Annotated in this window: 24 protein-coding genes; 9 read left to right on the forward strand and 15 right to left on the reverse strand. The window is 73.3% G+C overall.

Annotation, left to right across the window (positions count from 1 at the left end):
- Positions 1-114: 114 nt before the first annotated feature.
- Both LIX60_RS00415 and LIX60_RS00420 read right to left on the reverse strand, forming a co-directional pair.
- Entirely contained in the window at positions 115-564 is a 450-nt protein-coding gene (locus LIX60_RS00415) for an SRPBCC family protein (RefSeq protein WP_227956658.1), read from the reverse strand.
- Between the two features lie 145 nt (positions 565-709).
- Entirely contained in the window at positions 710-1,024 is a 315-nt protein-coding gene (locus tag LIX60_RS00420) for a multidrug efflux SMR transporter (RefSeq protein ID WP_227956659.1), read from the reverse strand.
- Between the two features lie 267 nt (positions 1,025-1,291).
- Here LIX60_RS00420 and LIX60_RS00425 point away from each other — a divergent pair, with 267 nt between their 5' ends.
- From LIX60_RS00425 to LIX60_RS00435, 3 genes are all read left to right on the forward strand, one after another.
- The gene (locus LIX60_RS00425; RefSeq protein WP_227956660.1) at positions 1,292-2,077 is read left to right on the forward strand and encodes a CHRD domain-containing protein; all 786 of its coding nucleotides are present in this window, start codon (positions 1,292-1,294) and stop codon (positions 2,075-2,077) included.
- A gap of 45 nt (positions 2,078-2,122) precedes the next feature.
- On the forward strand, positions 2,123-2,782 hold the full coding sequence (locus tag LIX60_RS00430; RefSeq protein WP_227956661.1) for a class F sortase: 660 nt from the start codon (positions 2,123-2,125) through the stop codon (positions 2,780-2,782).
- Between the two features lie 256 nt (positions 2,783-3,038).
- Positions 3,039-3,212 carry a hypothetical protein gene (locus LIX60_RS00435; protein ID WP_227956662.1) on the forward strand — a complete coding sequence of 58 codons (174 nt, stop codon included), beginning with the start codon at positions 3,039-3,041 and terminating at the stop codon, positions 3,210-3,212.
- Positions 3,213-3,276: 64 nt separating this feature from the next.
- Here the strand turns inward: LIX60_RS00435 and LIX60_RS00440 are convergent, their stop codons facing one another.
- Both LIX60_RS00440 and LIX60_RS00445 read right to left on the reverse strand, forming a co-directional pair.
- Positions 3,277-3,651 (reverse strand): RNA-binding S4 domain-containing protein, encoded by a 375-nt coding sequence (locus LIX60_RS00440; RefSeq protein WP_227956663.1) that lies wholly within the window; start codon positions 3,649-3,651, stop codon positions 3,277-3,279.
- 59 nt (positions 3,652-3,710) lie between these two features.
- Positions 3,711-4,307, reverse strand: a complete 597-nt coding sequence (locus tag LIX60_RS00445; protein WP_227956664.1) for a TetR/AcrR family transcriptional regulator — start codon at positions 4,305-4,307, stop codon at positions 3,711-3,713.
- Between the two features lie 56 nt (positions 4,308-4,363).
- Between LIX60_RS00445 and LIX60_RS00450 the strand changes: the two genes are divergently transcribed.
- A complete protein-coding gene (locus LIX60_RS00450; protein ID WP_227956665.1) occupies positions 4,364-4,723 on the forward strand; it encodes an STAS domain-containing protein in 360 nt (119 codons plus the stop codon).
- Positions 4,724-5,078: 355 nt separating this feature from the next.
- On the opposite strand, the gene LIX60_RS00455 is transcribed toward LIX60_RS00450, so the two are convergent.
- Entirely contained in the window at positions 5,079-5,531 is a 453-nt protein-coding gene (locus LIX60_RS00455) for a hypothetical protein (protein WP_227956666.1), read from the reverse strand.
- Between the two features lie 348 nt (positions 5,532-5,879).
- Between LIX60_RS00455 and LIX60_RS00460 the strand changes: the two genes are divergently transcribed.
- Positions 5,880-7,457: an SDR family oxidoreductase gene (locus tag LIX60_RS00460; protein WP_227956667.1), complete on the forward strand. Its 1,578-nt coding sequence runs from the start codon at positions 5,880-5,882 to the stop codon at positions 7,455-7,457.
- 112 nt (positions 7,458-7,569) lie between these two features.
- Here LIX60_RS00460 and LIX60_RS00465 read toward each other — a convergent pair whose 3' ends face one another.
- On the reverse strand, positions 7,570-8,553 hold the full coding sequence (locus tag LIX60_RS00465; protein ID WP_227956668.1) for an aldo/keto reductase: 984 nt from the start codon (positions 8,551-8,553) through the stop codon (positions 7,570-7,572).
- 182 nt (positions 8,554-8,735) lie between these two features.
- Between LIX60_RS00465 and LIX60_RS00470 the strand changes: the two genes are divergently transcribed.
- Together LIX60_RS00470 and LIX60_RS00475 are read left to right on the forward strand one after the other, a co-directional pair.
- Positions 8,736-10,001 (forward strand): acetyl-CoA carboxylase biotin carboxylase subunit family protein, encoded by a 1,266-nt coding sequence (locus tag LIX60_RS00470; protein ID WP_227962559.1) that lies wholly within the window; start codon positions 8,736-8,738, stop codon positions 9,999-10,001.
- A gap of 3 nt (positions 10,002-10,004) precedes the next feature.
- The gene (locus LIX60_RS00475; RefSeq protein ID WP_227956669.1) at positions 10,005-12,032 is read left to right on the forward strand and encodes a CocE/NonD family hydrolase; all 2,028 of its coding nucleotides are present in this window, start codon (positions 10,005-10,007) and stop codon (positions 12,030-12,032) included.
- A 187-nt stretch (positions 12,033-12,219) separates the two neighbouring features.
- On the opposite strand, the gene LIX60_RS00480 is transcribed toward LIX60_RS00475, so the two are convergent.
- From LIX60_RS00480 to LIX60_RS00490, 3 genes are all read right to left on the reverse strand, one after another.
- Complete coding sequence (locus tag LIX60_RS00480; RefSeq protein WP_227956670.1) at positions 12,220-13,131, reverse strand: helix-turn-helix transcriptional regulator; 912 nt, start codon at positions 13,129-13,131, stop codon at positions 12,220-12,222.
- A gap of 85 nt (positions 13,132-13,216) precedes the next feature.
- Positions 13,217-13,474, reverse strand: a complete 258-nt coding sequence (locus tag LIX60_RS00485; RefSeq protein WP_227956671.1) for a DUF397 domain-containing protein — start codon at positions 13,472-13,474, stop codon at positions 13,217-13,219.
- Positions 13,475-13,637: 163 nt separating this feature from the next.
- Positions 13,638-14,480: an SAM-dependent methyltransferase gene (locus LIX60_RS00490; RefSeq protein ID WP_019708366.1), complete on the reverse strand. Its 843-nt coding sequence runs from the start codon at positions 14,478-14,480 to the stop codon at positions 13,638-13,640.
- Positions 14,481-14,701: 221 nt separating this feature from the next.
- Here LIX60_RS00490 and LIX60_RS00495 point away from each other — a divergent pair, with 221 nt between their 5' ends.
- Entirely contained in the window at positions 14,702-15,466 is a 765-nt protein-coding gene (locus LIX60_RS00495; RefSeq protein WP_227956672.1) for a class I SAM-dependent methyltransferase, read from the forward strand.
- 588 nt (positions 15,467-16,054) lie between these two features.
- Here LIX60_RS00495 and LIX60_RS00500 read toward each other — a convergent pair.
- From LIX60_RS00500 to LIX60_RS00510, 3 genes are all read right to left on the reverse strand, one after another.
- Positions 16,055-16,441 carry a DUF2267 domain-containing protein gene (locus LIX60_RS00500; protein WP_095756390.1) on the reverse strand — a complete coding sequence of 129 codons (387 nt, stop codon included), beginning with the start codon at positions 16,439-16,441 and terminating at the stop codon, positions 16,055-16,057.
- A 296-nt stretch (positions 16,442-16,737) separates the two neighbouring features.
- The gene (locus tag LIX60_RS00505; protein ID WP_227956673.1) at positions 16,738-16,920 is read right to left on the reverse strand and encodes a hypothetical protein; all 183 of its coding nucleotides are present in this window, start codon (positions 16,918-16,920) and stop codon (positions 16,738-16,740) included.
- A gap of 22 nt (positions 16,921-16,942) precedes the next feature.
- Positions 16,943-17,296, reverse strand: coding sequence for a PRC-barrel domain-containing protein (locus tag LIX60_RS00510; RefSeq protein ID WP_227956674.1), 354 nt, complete (start codon positions 17,294-17,296; stop codon positions 16,943-16,945).
- Between the two features lie 286 nt (positions 17,297-17,582).
- Between LIX60_RS00510 and LIX60_RS00515 the strand changes: the two genes are divergently transcribed.
- Positions 17,583-17,876, forward strand: coding sequence for a hypothetical protein (locus LIX60_RS00515; RefSeq protein WP_227956675.1), 294 nt, complete (start codon positions 17,583-17,585; stop codon positions 17,874-17,876).
- A gap of 78 nt (positions 17,877-17,954) precedes the next feature.
- Here LIX60_RS00515 and LIX60_RS00520 read toward each other — a convergent pair whose 3' ends face one another.
- The 3 genes from LIX60_RS00520 to LIX60_RS00530 form a co-directional block, all read right to left on the reverse strand.
- Complete coding sequence (locus tag LIX60_RS00520; RefSeq protein ID WP_308100955.1) at positions 17,955-18,344, reverse strand: DUF2267 domain-containing protein; 390 nt, start codon at positions 18,342-18,344, stop codon at positions 17,955-17,957.
- 148 nt (positions 18,345-18,492) lie between these two features.
- Positions 18,493-18,915 carry an Hsp20/alpha crystallin family protein gene (locus tag LIX60_RS00525; RefSeq protein ID WP_039820952.1) on the reverse strand — a complete coding sequence of 141 codons (423 nt, stop codon included), beginning with the start codon at positions 18,913-18,915 and terminating at the stop codon, positions 18,493-18,495.
- A 167-nt stretch (positions 18,916-19,082) separates the two neighbouring features.
- A complete protein-coding gene (locus tag LIX60_RS00530) occupies positions 19,083-19,901 on the reverse strand; it encodes a MerR family transcriptional regulator (protein WP_227956677.1) in 819 nt (272 codons plus the stop codon).
- Between the last annotated feature and the right edge of the window lie 38 nt (positions 19,902-19,939).

The raw sequence follows: 19,939 nt of genomic DNA on the forward strand, positions 1-19,939 counted from the left end.
CCCCGGCCCGGCGGCCCGGGGCCCCACCGCTGTGGTCCGCGCCCTCGCGGGGGCGGTTCCGGGCGGCCGGCCGTCGTGGAGGGGGGCCGCGGCCTCGCCACCCGGGTGTGCCGGTCAGACCTGGCCGCGCCAGGCACCGGTCTCGGCACCGCGGGACTCGATGAAGGACTTGAAGCGGCTCAGGTCCTGCTTGGCCTGCTTCTTCACGAAGCCCATCTTGTCCCCGACCGTGTCGGCGATGCCCTGCGGGTCGTGGTCGAGCTGGAGCATGACCTTCGTCCGCTGGTCGTCCAGGCGGTGGAAGGTGACCGCACCGGCCTGCTTGACCTCACCCTCGACGGTGGTCCAGGCGACGCGCTCGTCGGGAATCTGCTCGGTGATCTCGGCGTCGAACTCCCGCTTGACGCCCGCGATCTCCGTCACCCAGTGCGTCCGGGTCGGTGTCCGCTGCTCGATCCGCTCGACGCCCTCCATGAACCGCGGGAAGTCCTCGAACTGCGTCCACTGGTCGTACGCGGTGCGCACGGGGACCTCGACCTCGACGGATTCCTCGACCTTCGACATGTCGGTGTGCTCCTCACCTCGGGGGTTCCGTACACCGCTCCGCCTGCCCCGGGGTCCGCCGCCGATGCGTACCGGAATGGAAGAATCCGGTCATTCGGTTCGCGCCGCCGGGCCCCACCGGCTCTCCGGAGCTCCCGCACGGCGGTCAGTGGAGCAGCTTCAGTCCCGCCACACAGCCGATGATCCCCGCGAGCAGCAGCAGCTTGGCGACGGACACCGTCTCGCCGCCGGTCGCCATGGCCCACCCCGCCGTCAGGACGGCGCCGATGCCGACCCAGACCGCGTAGCCGGTGCCGACCGGCACCTCCCGCAGGGCGTAGGCGAGGCCCGCCATGCTCAGCGCCAGCGCCACCCCGAAGACCACGCTGGGCCAGAGCCTGCTGAACCCCTGGGACCGGTCCAGCGCCGTGGCCCAGACCGCCTCCAGCACACCGGACACGATCAGCACCGCCCAGGCCATCGCCCACTCCCGCACACCGTCGCGCCGCCGCGTACCGGTCCCCCGGGGGCCGGCCGCCTCCCCGGCCAAGATCTCACACGGCGTCCGCCGGGAGAGCCCCGGCCCGGCAGACGGAGGGGGTGCCGGAAAAGTTTTCCGGCACCCACCAATCCGCCCCGGCCCCGGTTCCGAATGAGGGGTGCAGGCGGATCACGGCAACGGGTCCGCGAACGAGACCGCGCACCGGCCGCTGCGACCGCAGGGGCCACCGGAAGGGATGCACCCGAAATGACAGCCAAGCGCACCACACGGCTTGCCGCACTCGTCGCCCTCCCCATGGCCCTGGCCCTGGGCACCTCGACGGCCGCGACGGCCGCCGGACCGCAGGGGTTCCAGATCGACCTCTCGCAGCTCAACAACTCCGGCGCCACCGGCACCGCCATGCTGAGCCTCGACGGCACCGAACTGACCGTCAAGATCGAGTCGCAGGGCCTGACGCCCGGCCAGCCGCACGCCCAGCACATCCACGGCTCCACGGAGGGGCACGACTTCACCTGCCCGGACATCACCGCCGACAAGGACGGGGACGGCATCGTCACCACCAGCGAGGGACTGCCCGTCTACGGCAACATCAACATCTCGCTGACGGTGGACGGCGACACGACCCCGGACAGCGGCCTCGCCGTCGACCGGATGCCGGTGGCCGAGGCCGACGGCACGCTCTCCTACGAACGCACCCTCACGGTCTCCCAGGACGTCGCGGACCACATCCAGGACCTGCACGTCGTGCAGCACGGTATCGACCCCAACGGCAACAACAAGTACGACTTCGGCGTCGGCAAGAGCGACCTGGACCCGAAGCTTCCGCAGGAGGCCACCGCTCCGGCCGCCTGTGGCCTGGTCAAGGGCGCCGCGGTCGGCTCCGTGCCCGCCGGCGGCGTGGAGACCGGGACGACGGCCTCCACGTCCGGTGTCCAGAGCCGCGGTGTGGCCGCCGTCGGCGCGGCGACGCTCGTCGCGGCCGCCGGCACCGTCGTGGTGACCCGGCGCAGGCGCGCCGCCCAGGACGGCTGACCCGAGGCCGCCGTGAGCAGCTACCCGAACCCCCGGAGGTCCCCCGTGAACCGTGGCCGCAAACGCGCCCTGTTCGTCTTCGTGTTCGTCGTGGTGTCGGCGACCCTCGTCGGCCTGATCCTGACCGTCCAGAGCCGGGCCTCGTCCGACAAGGCGGCGGGCACGGCCCCGCCCGCCGCTCCGGGTGACGGCGTGGCGCGGGGCGGCGGGCAGCCCGCCGGCAAGCCGGCCGGGGACGTCAAGCCGCTGGGCGCCTCCCAGCCGCGGCAGATCTCCATCCCCGGGCTGGGCGTCACCTCCACGCTGGAGAAGCTGAACCTGGGCGCCGACGGGGAGATGAAGACCCCGCGCGACCCGTTCAAGGCGGGCTGGTACGAGCCCGGGCCCGCGCCCGGCGCCCTGGGACCGGCCGTCATCGCGGGCCATGTCACCTGGAACGGTGAGCCCTCGGTCTTCCACAAGCTGTCCACGCTGAAGCAGGGCGACCGGATCGAGGTGACGCGCGAGGACGGCAGGACGGCCGAGTTCACGGTCGACAAGATCGGCCAGTATCCGAAGAACGAGTTCCCGACCGTCGAGGTGTACCGCAATCTCGACCACGCCGGGCTCCGCCTCATCACCTGCGGGGGCGAGTTCTCGGAGTCGGACAACCGCTACTCCGACAACGTGGTCGTCTTCGCCTCCCTGGCGGGCAGCCGCGCCTGACCGCCGCGGCGCCGCCGGGACCCGCCGCGTGCCGGTCACCGCACCCGGCACGCACGGCGGCGGCCGCCGGACTTCCCCCGGCGGCCGCCCCGCGCCGTACGCGGGGTACGGTCCGCGCCGTACGGTCGGAGGGCTCCGCGCCGTACGGTGACGCGACGGCGCCCCGGCCCCCCGGAGAGCCCGGAAACGTTTGCGAGATCATGGTCGCTGTACAGCACGGAACACCCCCGTGACCCGACCCTGAAGGACCATCACAGTGACCACGACGGCCGCCCATCCCCCGATCTACCAGCAGCTGGTGAACGAACAGGGCGACATCCTCGCCGACACCCGGTCCGCCGCCGAGGAGATCCTGCGCGAAGCGGCCGAGGCGCTGGACTGGAACGGACCCGGCATCCAGCGCCGCATCCGGGAACAGGGCCGCCGCTGACCGCCGCGGCCACGCCCCGGGCGGCCGCCCGGGGCCGGAGGGCCGCCCGCGGAGCCGTGCCGGTTCACCGGCCGCGCAGCCGCTCCGTCTCCCGCCGCTCCCGCTTGGTGGGGCGCCCGGCGCCGCGATCGCGGCGCGGGGCCACCACGAGCTCCTCGCGCGGGGGCGGCGGCGGGCTGTTGTCCACGTAGGCCTCCGCCGCGACGGGCGCCCCGACCCGCTTCCGCAGCAGGCGCTTGACGACCACGATCCGCTCGCGGCCGGCGACGCGCAGCCGCACCTCGTCCCCCGCCTTGACGGAGTGGGCGGGCTTGACGCGCTCGCCGTTGACCCGCACATGGCCGGCCCGGCAGGCGGAGGCGGCCATCGAGCGGGTCTTCGTCAGCCGTACGGACCAGATCCAGCTGTCGACGCGTACGGCTCCCTCGTCCGGCACCATGCCCCCGACCCTACCGCCGGGGCCCCCGCCGCACCCGGGGCCGGTGCGGACGTCAGCCGTCAGCGGTGCTGCTCGATGAGGAGCCGGGCCATCGCCCGGGCCCGGCGGGCGGCGTCGGAGTCCCCCTCGGTGGCGGAGATGATCGAGCCCTTCATCAGGATGTGCCAGGAGCGCGCGAAGTTCTCCGTGTCCCGGAGACCGGCCTCGTCGGCCAGCGTGCGCACCACGCTCCGTATGGTGTCCAGGTGCCGGATGCCGGCCCGGCCCAGCGGATGCTCCGACCGCATTTCCAGCAGCACGTTGATGAACGCGCAGGCATCGAACTCCGGGCTGCGGAACCATCCGTCGAAGACATCGAAAATCGCCAGCAGGCGCTCCTCCGGCGTATTCCCGAGACGCCGCGCCTCGGCCTCGACGAAACCGAGGGTCCAGTTCTTCTCCCGCATCTCCAGAAACGCCAGAACCAGCGCGTCCTTCGACGGAAAATGCCGGTAGAGGGTGGCTTTTGCCACCTTGGAGCGGCGAATCACCTCGTCGATGCCCACATCGCGGACACCGCGCCGGGAGAACAATGCGTAGGCCGTGCGCAGAATGCGTTCCCGGGTCGCTGCGGGAGATGCTGCGGAAAATGCGGTAGCTGCGATCTCGGTGGTCATCGTGCGCCCCAGTGTAGTCGTGGACAGGAGCGTAGAACTGTGCGCATCATGAGGCCATGCCTTCAGAGACAGACCTGTCTTCCTCGCCCCCCGTACACGCGGGGGTCCACACCATCATCCGGGCCCCCGACGGTGATGCCGTCGTGGCGCCGTGGGGAGAGGTCGACTACGACTCCGCGCCCCTTCTCTACCGGGCCGTGAACGGGCTGGCCGCCGGCGACGGCGGAGTGGTGCTGGACATGGCCGACGTCACCTTCATGGACATCGCCGGACTGCACTTCCTCCGGTACCTGCACTCCTACGGCGAAGAGCACCGGAGGGCGGTGACGACGGTCAACTGGGGCCGCCAGCCGCAGCGCGTGCTCACCCTGGCCGGCTCCCTCCTGGACGAGCCGCCGCTCGGGGCCGGCCGCTGAGCCGCCCCCTCTGACCCACCGACCCTCCGTCTGTCCGGCCGGGGCCTCGGGACCAGCACAGCGCTCCGGTCCCCGTGCGTCCGCGGCCGCTCCGGACGGCGCCGCCCGGGTGGACCGGATCCGAGTCCCCGGCGCGGGCCCGTCCCCGCGGCACCGCCGTCGCGCGCACCGCCGGCCGCCCGAGTGCCGCCGCCTCCCCCGTGCCTCTCCCTCGCGTCTCCCCTCCCGCGCCCTTCGCGCCTCCCTGTGCCGCCTCCCGCAACACGGAGGCCGCGGTCACGCCCGGCGCCCTGCCACGCACCACGGCCCGTCACCCCGCCGCGAGCGCAAGGGATACCCCGTTTCCGGCCGGGCCCTACGGCCTGGCGCGGTGCCCCGGGCGGCCGTGGGTGCGGCGGCGTTCCTTCAGCTCCGCCTCGTACACATGGCGGCGGCCCGCCATCAGGCGGTCGCGCACCCGCCGCTCCGTCTCCCTGAACTCGCGGTAGTAGCCGTCGTCGTACTCCTCCACGATCTGGAAGGTCCACCGGCCGGCGAGGACGTTGCGGCCGATCAACCCGTCCTGCACCTCGTCGGCCAGTTCGCGGTGTCCTCCGGCGTGCAGCAGGCGGACGACCTCGTCCAGCAGGAAATCGGCGTGGCCGGTGAGCTGGTGGAACGCGTAGAGCAGCCCCCGGGCCCGCTCGGTGTACTCCAGCGCCTCGGACAGTTTGCCCGCGGCCGCGACGGCGGTGTCGTCGGCGTCCTCGGGCCGCCGGTGCTGCGGATCGGGTCCGTCGGTCTGGTCCGCTGCGGTACCGGTTTCCATGGTCTCTCCGTGGGTTCTCTGCGGCGGGTGGGTCCCGCGTGGGCGATGAGGTGCGACGGGGAACGCGCGGGCCGGGGAACGTCCCGGCCACGCTCCGCGCCGTGTCCGGCACGGGTGCCGGGGCGCTCCGGGCCGCCCCGCGTGGGCGCGGCCCGGCCCGGGTTCTTCTTCCGCACGGTTCCCGGCTCATGCGCGCCGGTCCGGCGCGGGCCCGTCCGTCCCCCGTTCGGAAGAGCCGGGCTGGCGCCCCGCGCCGGGCGTGCCAGAGTGGGGGCGCGGCACGCCCGCCCGCGTCCGCGCCGACACCCGCCGCTGCCGCCGGCGGCGGGCCGAGACCGGGAGGCCGATGTGGAGACGGGGACGGACGGGGACCGGCCCCCGCAGCGCTGCCTGGTGACCGGCGCCACCGGATACATCGGCGGCCGGCTGGTCCCGGAGCTGCTGGCCGCGGGCTTCGCCGTACGCTGCCTGGCCCGCACCCCGGGCAAGCTCCGCGACCATCCCTGGGCCGGCCGGGTCGAGACCGTACGGGGGGATGTGACGGACGCGGAGTCGGTGCGGGCCGCGATGAGCGGGGTGGACGTGGCCTACTACCTGGTGCACGCCCTCGGTGCCGGTTCCGGGTTCGAGGAGACGGACCGCCGCGCGGCCCGGATCTTCACCGAGGAGGCGCACCGCGCCGGTGTCTCGCGGATCGTCTATCTGGGCGGGCTGACCCCGGCGGGGGTGCCCGAGCGGGAGCTCTCGCCGCATCTGCGGTCCCGGGCCGAGGTGGGACGGATCCTGCTGGACGGCGAGGTGCCGGCGGCGGTCCTGCGGGCGGCGGTGGTCATCGGCTCGGGCTCGGCCTCCTTCGAGATGCTCCGGCACCTCACCGAGCGGCTGCCGGTGATGGTCACGCCGCGCTGGGTCCGCACCCGGATCCAGCCCGTCGCGGTACGGGACGTGCTCCGCTACCTCGTGGGCTGCGCCCGGCTCCCCGCGGAGGTCGACCGCGCTTTCGACATCGGCGGTCCCGATGTGACGACGTACCGGGAGATGATGCGGCAGTACGCGCGGACGGCCGGGCTGCCCCGGCGGCTGATCGTGACCCTGCCGCTGCTGAGCCCGGGGCTCTCCAGCCACTGGATCGGGCTGGTCACGCCGGTCCCCGCGCCGCTGGCCCGGCCGCTGACCGAGTCACTGCGCCACGAGGTGGTCTGCCATGAGCACGACATCGCCCGCCATGTACCGGACCCGCCGGAAGGACTGACCGGGTTCCGGCGGTCGGTGGAGCTGGCCCTCCAGCGGATCAAGGAGGCCGACGTCGCCACCCGGTGGTCCTCGGCCTCCGTCCCCGGCGCCCCCAGCGATCCGCTGCCGACCGACCCGGACTGGGCCGGCGGTGATCTCTACACCGACGAGCGGGAGCGGCTCGTCGAGGCCTCACCCGAGGCCCTGTGGCGGGTGATCGAGGGCATCGGCGGCGAGCACGGCTGGTACTCCTTCCCGCTGGCCTGGGCCGTGCGCGGCTGGGCCGACCGGGCCGTCGGCGGGGTCGGCCTCCGGCGCGGCCGCCGGGATCCGCACCGGCTGCGCGTGGGCGACTCGCTCGACTTCTGGCGGGTGGAGGAGATCGAGCGGGGCCGGCTGCTGCGGCTGCGCGCGGAGATGCGCCTCCCGGGGCTCGCCTGGCTGGAGATGACCGCCGGGCGGGACGAGCGGGGCCGCACCGTCTACCGGCAGCGTTCGCTCTTCCACCCGCACGGCTTCGCCGGCCGTCTGTACTGGTGGAGCGTCTCCCCGTTCCACGCCGTGGTCTTCGGCGGCATGGCCCGGAACATCGCCTCCGCCGCCACGCGGTTGGCGCGGACGGAGGCCGGGACGGACGGGTTCCTCGCGCGAGGGGGGCGCCGCGGAGCCGGGGCCTCCCGGCCCCGGCGCTGAGAACCGCCTCCGGTGCCGCCCGCTTCCTTGCGGGCGGTCCCGGCCCGCCCCCGCCCGCCGCGGGCGGCGCCGCTCCGCGTACGGGACGGGGAGGACGGACCGGTCCCCGGGGTCACCAGCGGCTGTGCACCTGCGCCCGGATGCGGCGGTCGTACAGCTCGCGGACGGCGTCCAGGACGGGCCGCGGCAGCGGCGGCAGCGCGGCGGCCTCCGCGTTGGCCCGCGCCTGCTCGGGCGAACGGGCACCGGGGATCACCGAGGTGACGCCGGGCTGCTGGATGATCCAGCGGAGCGCGGTCTGGGCCGGTGTGGCGCCCTCGGGGGCCAGTCCGGCGAACTCGGCGGCGGCCTCGACGCCGGTGGCGAAGTCCACACCCGAGAAGGTCTCGCCCTGGTCGAAGGCCTCGCCGTGGCGGTTGTACGTCCGGTGGTCGTCGGCGGAGAAGACGGTGTCCCGGGTGTAGCGGCCGGACAGCAGCCCGGAGGCCAGCGGCACCCGGGCGATGATGCCGACGCCCGCCTCGGCGGCGGCGGGGAGCACCCGCTCCAGGGGCTTGAGCCGGAACGGGTTGAGGATGATCTGCACGCTCGCCGTTCCCGGGCGGGCGATCGCGGCCAGCGCCTCCTCGCAGGTCTCCACGCTCACCGCGTACGCGGCCACCCGCTTCTCGGCCACCAGGGTGTCGAGGGCGTCGAAGACGGCGTCCGAGGAGTACACCGGGGTGGGCGGGCAGTGGAGCTGCACCAGGTCGAGGGTGTCGACGCCCAGGTTGGCCCGTGAACGGTCGGTCCACGCACGGAAGTTGTCCAGGTTGTAGTGCTCGGGGAGTTGCTCCGCCCGGCGGCCCATCTTGGTGGCGGTGAAGATCCCCGCGTCGGGGCGCTCCCGGAGGTAGCGGCCGATCAGTTGCTCGCTGCGGCCGTCGCCGTACGCGTCCGCCGTGTCGAAGAAGGTGACACCGGACTCCACCGCGGCGTCCAGCACGGCGAGGGCGTCCTCCTCCCGGACCTCGCCCCAGTCCGCCCCGAGCTGCCATGTTCCCAGTCCGACGACGGACACCTCGCGGCCCGTCCTGCCCAGTACTCGCTGTTCCATGGGATCGATCCTACGTTCGCCCGGGTGGGGCCGGACCGGCCGGCGGGACGGCGGGGCGTCCGGGGAGCGGGCCGCTGACCGGGAAGATTGCGCGGGATGGGCCAGGGTAGCCGCTCCGTTTGTACGGAGATTCCCACAGGGCGGAGGAACTGGTGAGCCAAGCGAATGTTTTCGTCATCGGGATGGACGAGGGGAATCTGGACACGCTCCAGGACGTCCCCCTGGCGGTGAATTACCGTTTTCATCCGCTGCTGACCATCGAGGAACTCCAGGTCGGCGACATTCCCGTGGTGGAACTGATCGAGAAGGCCCAGGCGAAGCTGGACGCCTTCGAGGGAAGCATCGACGCCATCGTGGGCTACTGGGATTTCCCGGTGAGCACGCTGGTCCCCATTCTGTGCGAACGCTATGGACTGCACAGCACGAGCCTGGAATCCATCGTCAAGTGCGAGCACAAGTACTGGAGCCGGCTGGAGCAGCGGAAGGTCATCGACGAGCACCCGCGCTTCGCGGTGGTGGATCCGTTCTCGGAACCCGGTCCGCCGGAAGGGGTCTCCTTCCCGATGTGGCTCAAGCCCGTCAAGTCCTTCTCCTCCGAACTCGCTTTCGGCGTCAAGGACGAAAAGGAGTTCCACGAGGCGATCGGCGAGATCCGCGAGGGTATTTCGCGCGTCGGCAAGCCCTTCGAGTACATCCTCGACCAGCTGAAACTGCCGGCCGAGGTCGAGGAGGCGGGCGGTCGGGCGTGCCTGGCCGAGGAGTCGCTCACCGGCGAGCAGTTCGCCGCCGAGGGCTACGTCCACAACGGCGAGGTCACCGTGTACGGCGTCCTCGACTCCATCAACTACCCGGACTCCCCCTGCTTCCTCCGCCACCAGTACCCCACCCAGCTGCTGCCCGGGTCCGTCGTGGAACGGATCGAGGACGTGTCGAAGCGGGTCATCTCGCAGATCGGCATGGATTCCGCGACGTTCAGCATCGAGTACTTCTACGACAAGGAGACCGATGAGCTGAACCTGCTGGAGATCAATCCGCGGCACTCGCAGTCGCACGCCGAGATGTTCGAGTACGTCGACGGTGTGCCGAACCACCACTGCATGCTCAGCCTGGCCCTCGGCCAGGACCCGCGCCTGCCGCAGGGCGAGGGGCCGTACCAGGTGGCCGCCAAGTGGTACTACCGGCGCTTCGAGGACGGTGTGGCGCGGCGGGTGCCGACCGAGGAGGAGATCGAGCGGCTGCAGGAGGAGATACCGGGGGTGAAGATCGAGGTCGTGCCCGGGAAGGGCCAGCGGCTCTCGGACCTCCCCGGCCAGGACAGCTACAGCTTCGAGCTCGCCCATCTCTTCATCGGCGCGGACAGCGAGGAAGAGCTCTGCGAGAAGTACGACCGGTGTGTGGCGGCGCTTCCCTTCGAGTTCGACGCCGCACCCGAGGAGGAGCGCGACTGATTCATGCGAGCCGTCACCAGCCTGCCCTGCGCGATCAAGGAAGAGGAGCACGTCCGGATCCCGGTCTCGGACGGCACCCGGCTCTCGGCCCGGATCTGGCGGCCGACCGCCTCGGACGACGAGCCGGTGCCCGCGGTGCTGGAGTACATCCCGTACCGCAAGCGCGACCTCAGCTCCGTGCGCGACTCCATCCACCACCCCTATATGGCCGGTCACGGCTACGCCTGTGTACGGGTCGACATCCGCGGCACCGGCGAGTCCGAGGGCGTCCTCACCGACGAGTACCTGGAGGTGGAGCAGACCGACGCCGAGGACGTCCTCGCCTGGCTGGCCGACCAGCCGTGGTGCGACGGCCGCACCGGCATGATGGGGATCTCCTGGGGCGCCTTCAGCGCCCTCCAGGTCGCCGCCCGCCGGCCGCCGAGTCTGCGGGCGATCGTCATCGCGTCCTTCACCGACGACCGCTACGCCGACGACATGCACTACATGGGCGGCTGTCTGCTCTCGGACAACCTGGCCGAGGCGGGCACCATGTTCGCCTACGCGACCTGCCCGCCGGACCCCGCGCTCGTCGGGGACCGCTGGCGCGACATGTGGCGGGAGCGCCTGGAGAACAGCCGTCCCTGGGCCGCGGAGTGGCTGCGCCACCAGCGGCGCGACGCCTACTGGCGGCACGCCTCGGTCTGCGAGGACTACTCGGCCGTGCGGGTGCCGGTGCTGGCCTCCAGCGGCTGGGCGGACGGCTACTCCAACGCCGTGACGCGGCTGCTGGAGAACCTGGACGTCCCCCGCCGCGGGCTGATCGGCCCGTGGTCGCACAAGTATCCGCACCTGGGCGAGCCGGGCCCGGCCGTCGGCTACCTCCAGGAGGTCGTCCGCTGGTGGGACCACTGGCTCAAGGACAAGGACAACGAGGCCATGGACGGGCCGATGCTGCGCACCTGGATGCAGGAGAGCGTGCCGCCGTCGACGTCCTACGAGGAGCGCCCAGGCCGCTGGGTCGGCGAGCCGGCCTGGCCCTCCCCGCACATCGAGCGGCTGTCCCGTCCGCTGAGCCCGCACCGGATCGGCGCGCCGGGCGAGACGGCCGCCGACGGGACGGAGATGACGGTGCAGTCGCCGCTGTCCGTCGGGCAGTTCGCCGGCAAGTGGGCCTCGTACAACGCGCCGCCGGACCTCCCCTACGACCAGCGGGAGGAGGACGGCGGGTCGATGGTCTTCGACACCGATCCGCTGCCCGAGCGGCTGGAGATCCTGGGCGCTCCGACGGTGGAGCTCGACCTGTCGGTCAGCGAGCCGGTGGCGATGGTGGCGGCGCGGCTGTCGGACGTGGCGCCGGACGGTCGTGCCACCCGGGTCAGCTACGGCCTGCTGAACCTCACCCGCCGGGACGGCCGGGCCGCGCCGGAGCCGCTGGTGCCCGGGGAGCGTTACCGGGCGGTGGTGCAGCTCAACGGCACGGCCCAGGCCTTCCCGCCGGGGCACCGGATCCGGCTGTCGCTGTCGACCTCGTACTGGCCGCTGGCCTGGCCACCGCCGCGGCCGGTGCTGCTGACGGTGTACTCCGGCGCCAGCGCGCTGACGCTGCCGGTGCGGCCCGCGGCCGAGCCGGACGAGGTGGCGGCGCGGCCCTTCGACGAGCCGGAGGGCACGCCTCCGCTGGAGGTCACCCAGGTGTCCCCGCCCGAGCAGCGCTGGACCGTCTCCCGCGACCTGGTCGGCTACAACGCGTCGCTGGAGATCGTCAAGGACAACGGCACCGTGCGCTACGAGGGCATCGGCCTCGAAGCGGGCCGCCGCGCCTACGAGCGGTACGACTCGGTCGCCGACGACTTCCAGTCGGTGCGCGGCGAGTCGGCCTGGACGATGACGTTCCGCCGGGACGACTGGGAGGTGCGGACCGTGACCCGTACGGTGCTCCGCTCCACGGAGACGGAGTTCCTGCTGCACGCCACGCTCGACGGCTACGAGGGCGGGGAGCGGGTGTTCTCCCGCAACTGGAACGAGACGGTGCCCCGCGACCATCTCTGAGCCCCGGCTGCCCGGGACGGCACTCCGCACGGGCACGGGCGGGTACGTACAGCGGCCGGGCCCCCGTACCCGCGCGACGGCGCCCGGCGCGGGTCCCTCCCCGCCGGGCGCCGCGCGGTTCCGCCGCCGGGGCGGGCCCGGGGCGGGCACCGGGGCGCGGGCACCGGCTCGGACAGCGGCGCGCCGGTCAGTACTCCCGGTCGAGCAGGTCCCTGAGGAACTCCCGGCTCTCCTCCGGGGGTTCCGCCTCCGCGCACAACCGTTCCATGATCAGCCCGTACTGGTCGACGTCCTCCCGCTTGTCGAGGTACACCGCGCCGGTCAGCTGCTCCAGATAGACCTTGTCCGGCAGGTCCGGCTCCCGGAACCGCAGCAGCGTGACGGGGGTCCCGGCCGCGGCGTTCGCGCCCACGCTGAAGGGGGCCACCTGGAGCGACACGCTCGGCAGCTCGCTCACGGCCAGCAGGTGCTCCAGCTGAGCGCGCATCACCTCCGGGCCGCCGAAGGGCCGGCGCAGCACCGCCTCGTCCACGACCGCCCAGAGCTTCGGGGCGTCCGGCCGGGTGAGCAGCTTCTGCCGGGCGAGCCGCAGCTCCACCAGGCGGTCGATCGTGCGCCCGGGGGCGTCCGGGTAACCGATCCGGGTCACCGCCCGCGCGTACGCCTCGGTCTGGAGGAGGCCGGGCAGGAACTGCACCTCGTAGGTGCGGATGAGCTGGGCGGACTCCTCCAGGCCGATGTGCAGCTCGAACCAGTCCTCCAGGACGTCGCTGTACTCGTGCCACCAGCCGGGGCGGTTGGCCCGGCGGCCGAGGGCGAGGTAGTCCGAGCGCTCGTCCGGGTCGTGGACTCCGTAGAGGGTGAGCAGATCCTCCAGGTCACGGGTCTTGAAGCCCACCTGCCCGCGTTCGAGGCGGCTGATCTTCGCGTGGGAGGCGCGGATGGCCCGGCCGGCCGCCTCCGGGGTGATGCCGCGTTCCCGGCGCAGCCGCCGCAGCTGGGCACCGACCACGATGCGCAGCACGGTGGGCCCGGCCTCGGGCCGGTCCAGGTAGCGCCGTACGGGTAAGGCGTCGTCCGGTCCCGGGAGTGCGCTCACCGCGGCACCTCTCGCCCGGTGCGCGACCGCCCGGCCGGGGGGAGACGGCGGGCGGCCGGTCCCCCGCCGGCGGCCCTCGGGCCGGTCACGCCGACTGCTCCCGTCTCGCCAGGGCGTCGAAGTCGCCGTCCTTCGCCCCGCGGACGAAGGCGGCCATCTCCTCCCGGGTGCAGACCAGCACGGGCCCTTCCGGGTAACGGGAGTTGCGCACCGCGATCCCGCCCCCGGGGAGTACCGCGAGTTCCACGCAGTTGCCGCCCGGCGCGCTGCGGTGGCTCTTCCTCCATGTCACGCTCTCCAAGTCGTCCGCCCGGTCGGGCCGCTCGTCGTCGCCGGTTCCCATCCCAGCCCTCCTCCGCCGCCGGCGGACCGGTCCGCGTCCGCCCCGTGAACCCCTCGCACAACCCCTCATATGCCGTACGCGAGACTGTAGGTGCGGCCGCGTGCACCGCACCAGCCGGAGCACGGCGGTCCGGAGCCCCTCTCCGCGCGCGGTACGCGCCGGGTCAGGGCTTGCGGGCGACGCCCACGTAGAGCGGGATGTCGGTGTCGGAGAGGGTCTCCGCGCCCACGTCGACCGGATCGGGGCGCCAGCGCTGGACGACCTGGAGGCCCGGCTCCACGAGGTCGAGGCCGTCGAAGAAGCGCCGCACCTCGTCCTTGCTCCGCGGCGTCACGTTCGACCCCTTGGCCTTGAAGTTGTCCGAAACCTGTTTCAGCATGGCCGGTTCGAAGTCGTTCGTGGCATGGCTGAGCACGAGGTGGCTGCCCGGGGGAAGGTCCCGGAGGAGGCGGGCGACGATGCCGTACGGGTCGGCCCGCTCCGGAAGCCAGTGCAGCACCGCCACCAGGGTCACCGCGACGGGCTGTCCGAAGTCGAGCGTCGCGCGGAGCCGGGGGTGCTCCAGGATGCCGTCGGGGTCGCACAGATCGGCCTCGATGTAGGCGGTCCGGCCCTCGGGGGTGGACTCGTGCAGGGCCCGTGAATGGGCCAGCACGATGGGGTCGTTGTCGGTGTAGACGACCCGGCAGGCGGGGTCGGCGTCCTGGACGACCTCGTGGAGATTGGGCGAGGTCGGTATGCCGGTGCCGATGTCGAGGAACTGGCGGACCCCGGCCTCCCGGGCCAGGTACCGCACGGCCCGGTGCATGAAGGCGCGGTTCTGGTGCGCCACCAGACCGGCCACCGGCATCGTCTCCAGCAGCTGTTCGGCCGCCTTCCGGTCCTCCGGGTAGTTGGTCTTGCCGCCCAGCAGGACGTCGTACACGCGCGCGGCGTGCGGCCGGTCGGTGTGGAGTTCGACCGGCGGCCTGGACCGGGTCCGCATCCATTCCTCCGCGTCCGCCATGCTGCACCGCTCCTTCCCCGCCGCCCGCTGCCGGACGGACCGTCAACTATGCTGAGGAGCCTACTGTGTTGGGCCTCCGCGGCGGCCCGCTTCCACGGGCTCGCGCGGGCCGCCGGCCGCCGCGGCGGGCGGGCCCGGGCCGTACGCCGCGGCTGCCGGCACGCGGAAGCGTGGTCCGGGTTCCGTTTGGCCCGCGCCCTCCCCGGGGAACCCTCGGGGCCATGACCACACTCCGGGACGGCGCCCTCGCCGCCGCCTTCGACCGGGCCTCGGGCTCGTACGACCGCCTCGTCGCCGCCAACCCGGGCTACCACGCGCACCTGCGGCTGTCCGCCGGCCGGCTCGCGCTGCCCGCGCAGGGGGCCGGGATGCGGGTGCTGGATCTGGGCTGCGGCACGGGCGCCTCGACGGCCGCCCTGCTCGCCGCCGCGCCCCGCGCCCGGATCACGGCGGTCGACGCCTCGGCGGGCATGCTGCGGCAGGCGGCCGCCAAACGCTGGGACGGTGACGTCGAGTTCGTCCACGCCGCGGCGGAGGACCTGCCCCGCCCGGGCGCGGACGGCCCGTTCGACGCCGTCTTCGCGGCCTATCTGGTACGGAACGTGGCGGACCCGGACGCGGTGCTGCGGTCGGTACGGAACCTGCTGCGCCCGGGCGGGCGGCTGGCCGTGCACGAGTACACGCTGACCGGCACCCCGTTCCACCGGCTCGTCTGGTCGGCGGTCTGCTGGGGCATCGTGATCCCGGCCGGTTCCCTGCCCCGGGGCGACGCCTCGCTCTACCGTCATCTGTGGCGCAGCGTGCTGGACTTCGACACCGCCGGCGCCTTCCGCGAGCGGCTCGCGCGGGCGGGGCTGCCGCCGGTGCGGACCGCCCCGGTGACGGGCTGGCAGCGCGGGATCGTGCACACCTTCCTGGCCGAGCGGCCCGGCGGCGAGGACACCGGGGGCCGGGGCGGCGAAGGCCCCCGGGAGGACGGGGGATGAGTCCCGCTGCCGGAGCCGGCCGGCCTCACCGCGCTCCGGCCCGCCGACTCGTCGATGTACTGCTCGAAGGGCCGGGGGTCGGCCGTCAGACCGACACGGTCACCGGTCAGAGCGCTGTGCACCGAGGCATAGCCGATGCCCAGGCGGGCCAGTCGCTCGCCGCAGCGGCCTGAGGGTGTGCCGTCCGGTCCTGCGCCGGATCGCCGAAGAGGAAGCCACCTCCGGGGGCGCCGTCCACGGCGACACCCACGGCCGGTATCCGTCCTGGTGGCGCTGATCAACCGGATACCGCGCCCGAGGACCACCACGCTCCTCTCCCCCAGGCCTGGATCGCCGACGCCGTGCAGGACGCGGGACCGCCGCACCCCCGGCGACCGGGGACCGAAGCGGCTGGAGCCACGGAGATCACCGGTCACCCGGTCACCCGGTCACCCGGTCAACGGACGCTGACGGTCTCCCGGACAGGGGGACGAGCTCCGGGACCGGGACCGGGACCGGGACCGGGACCGGGACCGGGGCCGGGCCGAAGCCGACCGAAGCCGGGCCGAAGCCGGGCGGCCTCCTCCGCGCCGGCGGCCCGCCATCCTCTCAGCCGGCCAGCTCCGGGTAGCCGAAGAGACCTGCGTACTCCGCGGGCAGCCGGCTGAGCAGCGCGTCCCGCTCACCGCGGCCGATCCGGTCGGCCAGCGTGGACAGCACCGCGCGGGCGGCCACCTCGGCGCTCTCCTCGTCCTCGCCGGTGGCCTCGGCCACATGGGCGACGAACGTCCGCACCCCCCAGTCCCGGGCCGCGGCCTCCGCGTCGTTGATCATGTCGGCCAGCGGCTCGGGCAGCTGGTCGGCCAGATGACCCGCGATATCGGGCGTCAGCCGGGTGCCCAACGCGGTGAGGACGGCCCTGGTGACCCGGTCCGCTTCGTCCGCGCTGTATCCGCCGCGCTCGCGCACGGCTGCGAGGAAGGCTCCGTACGGCATGGGATGGCTCACTCCTTGTGTGGGCGGATGTCCGGGCCCGGCGCCAGGGATGCCGGCCGGGTCCGAGGCGATTCGCACCGTCCGCGGCGAATGTCCTTCTAGAGGTACCAGGGGCCCCCCGCTTCAAACAGCTTTCGCCCGGCTGCCCGGTCCCCCCGCCACGGCCGTCCGGCGGACCCCGCCGGGGCAGGTCGGGAGGGGGCCGGGAACCGTAAGCTCACGGGACGGCACGGGCCGCGGTGACCGAACGCGCGCCGGGCGGCGGAGGGCGGGGCCCGGGGCGGGAGACTCCGCGGTCACCGCGGCAGACGGTGCCGGGCCGGAGGCCGGCGGCGGCGGCCGATGCGCACACCGAGCAGCACCAGGTCGGCGAGGAAGACGGCCACCGCGATGACGAGCAGGAAGAACAGCCCCTCGACGACCACCCCGGCGATGCCGAGTCCTACCGCGACGAGGACCAGGAACAGGAACAGGGCCATGGAATCTCCGATACGGGGGCGCTCAGCGCCGGGCCAGCCGGCGTCCGCCGGCGCCCTGCCGGTAGGGGCGTTCGTAATGGGCGAAGACCGCCGCCTCCTCCTCGGCGAGGAGCTCGCCGTCCCGGTCGATCGAGGGCGCGTTCTTCACCTGCTTCCGCGAGACCCGGACCTTGAGATGGCCGGGCCCGACGGTGGCCCCGTCCAGCGGCACGAACACCAGCCGGCGCCGGGTCGGCAAGCCGACGAGGACCGCCGAGAAGGCCGGCTCGTCGGAGGCGGTGTCGACATAGACGGACTCCAGTTCCCCGATCCGCCGGCCCTCGGCGTCCAGCACGGCGTGGCCGCGCCAGTCCTTGATGTTCTCGGCCTCGAACACCGCATGTCCTCCGTTCTCCGCGGGCGCTTTCCGGTCCCGTCCCCCTCCGTCCTATCCGCACACGGCACCATCCGCGCGCCGGGAGCGCACGGGCGGCGGGATCCGTACGCCTGACGGGCTATCGGAAGGGGGCCCGGAGGATCACCGGCGCCGCGGACACGGAGGAGCGGCCGCCGCCCGGGGGCCGGAACCGGGCGGCCGGAATGGCCGGATCCGCGCGGTGACCGGGCGGTCCCGTCCGGCCGGTGGCCGGGGGCGGGTGTTCCCGGGGCCTATGCTGTGCCGGGTGGCGAACGAAGAAGTGCAGCGCCTGGCGCGGATACGGATGCAGGTGACGGGAGAGACCTTCGACGAGGCTCTCGCCGCCCTGGAAGGCCGTTCCGCCGGCACAGGACGCGAGGACCGGCCGGAGCCGGATCCGGAGACGGCGGAGAGCGCGGCCGGTACCGGCGCGACCGTCATCGACCTGGCCGGGCGGGAGAGAACAGCGGGCACGGCCCGCGAGAGCCGGCGCCGCACGCCCCCACGCCCGCGCAGAACGCCCGGGGCCGCGAACGGGCAGCGGGAGGAGAGAGGCTGACGGCCGGAGGCCCGCCTCGCCGGTCACCGCCGGCCCGGCCGCCCCGGTCCGCGCCGGGAGGGCCGGGCCGGCGGCGCGTCAGACGAGCTGCGCCCGGCCGAACAGCAGGGCGTAGCCGCCGGGAAGCCGGTCGATGATCCGGTCCAGCAGCTCGCCGTCCACCCCGTCGGCGAGGACGCTCAGAACCGAGCTGGTGTCCCAGCGGGCGGTCGCGGAGGTCGCTCCCTCGGTCCGGGCCGCGATCCCGTCCACGAACTCCGCGGCGGCCAGCGGCCGGCTCACCGGCCGCCGCGTGATGAGCACCCGGGCCGCCTCCGGCGGGAGCCGGCGGGCCAGCAGATGCCGCTCCGCCCGGCCGAGCTGACCGGCCAGCGCCGAGAGCACGACACGGATCACCCGTTCGGCTTCCCGCCGGGTCGGATACTCGCCGCGCTCCCGGACCTGCTCGGTGAACTCACTCCAGCGCATGCGCGCGCTCCTCCTCATTTCCCCTCACGACGACTGACAGACGGTGCGCGACGCCCGACGGCCCGGGTCCGTCGCGCACGCAGAACACGGCACGGCGCACAGGAGGGTGCCGCGGCCGCCACTGCGCGGCCACGGCACCCGCGGCGGGTCAGGAACGGAGCTCCCTGCGCTCGCTGCCGCCCGAAATCTGGATCTTGCGCGGCTTGGCCTGCTCGGCGACCGGGATCCGGAGGGTCAGCACACCGGCCTCGTAGGAGGCTTCGATCCGCTCGGTGTCGAGGGTGTCGCCGAGGAAGAGCTGCCGGCTGAAGCTTCCGGCGGGACGCTCGGCGGCGATCACCTCGGCGTCCTCGGGAGCCGGCGACCTGCGCTCGGCCCGCACGGTGAGGACGTTGCGCTCGACGTCGAGGTCGATGCTCTCGGGGTCGATCCCCGGAAGGTCGAAGTGGACGATGAAGTCCTCGCCCGACCGGTACGCGTCCATCGGCATGCCCGAGGGCCGGGTGACGTTGCCGAACATCTGCTGGGCGAACCGGTCCAGGTCGCGGAAGGGGTCGGTACGCATGAGCATCACGGGTCATCTCCCTCCGTGTGGCACTGCTTGCGATGCCCTACACACTTCTTATATACACCGCACGAGAAAACTTGACAAGCTGCCACTCAACTCCATCCTTTATGCAGGTCAGAGCGGGTGAACCGGTAGAGCCACATCTCCGTCTCCCTTGCCGGGAGAGGGGATCAGGCCGGGGTGACGGGTTCCTGGAGTTCGGTCACCCAGGTGTCGGGGCCACCCTCGCAGGAGAGGTAGAGCTCCCGGGGCGGGCCGGCGGAGTGGTGCCCGCTCGTGCCGATCCAGCGGGCCAGGGCCTGGACGGCGGGCATGACCGCGTCCATGGGCCCGCGGTGCACGACGGTCGCCGCCTTCTCCACCGCCGGGAGGTCCACGACGGCCAGTCCGTGGCCGCCGCCGGGGAGCGAGGCGATCTGCGCCGCGGCGTGGACGGTGACCGTCCCGTCCGGGTGCTCCTCGTAGAAGGCGAGGTCCGGGCCCGCCGGTACCACCCCCGCCGCGCGGAGCCGTTGGTGCAGTTCGCGGTAGAGCGGCTGGATTACCGGTCCGATGTCCTCGGGCCGGAACCCCGGCGCGAGGGCGGTCAGTTCGGCCACCCGGACCGCCGGAAGGGATTTCACCACGATGTCGTCGGTGGGCATTTGCCCCTCGCTCTCGATGAGACGGAGTCTCGCCTCGGCCCGGGCGAGCCGGCCCGCCGCCGCCCTTGCCTCCTCCTCCAGTTCCGCGTGGCGGAGTCTGAGCATGCCGCGCAGTTCTCCGGGGCTGACGTCCTCGTCGAGGATCTGCCGCACCTGCCGGAGCGTGAAGCCGAGGTCCTTGAGGGCGAGCAGGCGGTTGAGCCGGGTGAGCTGGCCCGCCTCGTAGAAGCGGTAGCCGGTGTACGGGTCGGTGCGGGCGGGGCGCAGCAGTCCGAGGGCGTCGTAGTGACGCAGCATGCGGACCGAGACGCTGCCGTGCCGGGCGAAGTCTCCGATGCTGAACATGACGCCTTCCAGTGCAGGGCCTGACACGGTGTCATGGT

The sequence above is a fragment of the Streptomyces sp. S07_1.15 genome (assembly GCF_020739505.1).
In the GTDB taxonomy this organism is placed as follows: Bacteria; Actinomycetota; Actinomycetes; order Streptomycetales; family Streptomycetaceae; genus Streptomyces; species Streptomyces xinghaiensis.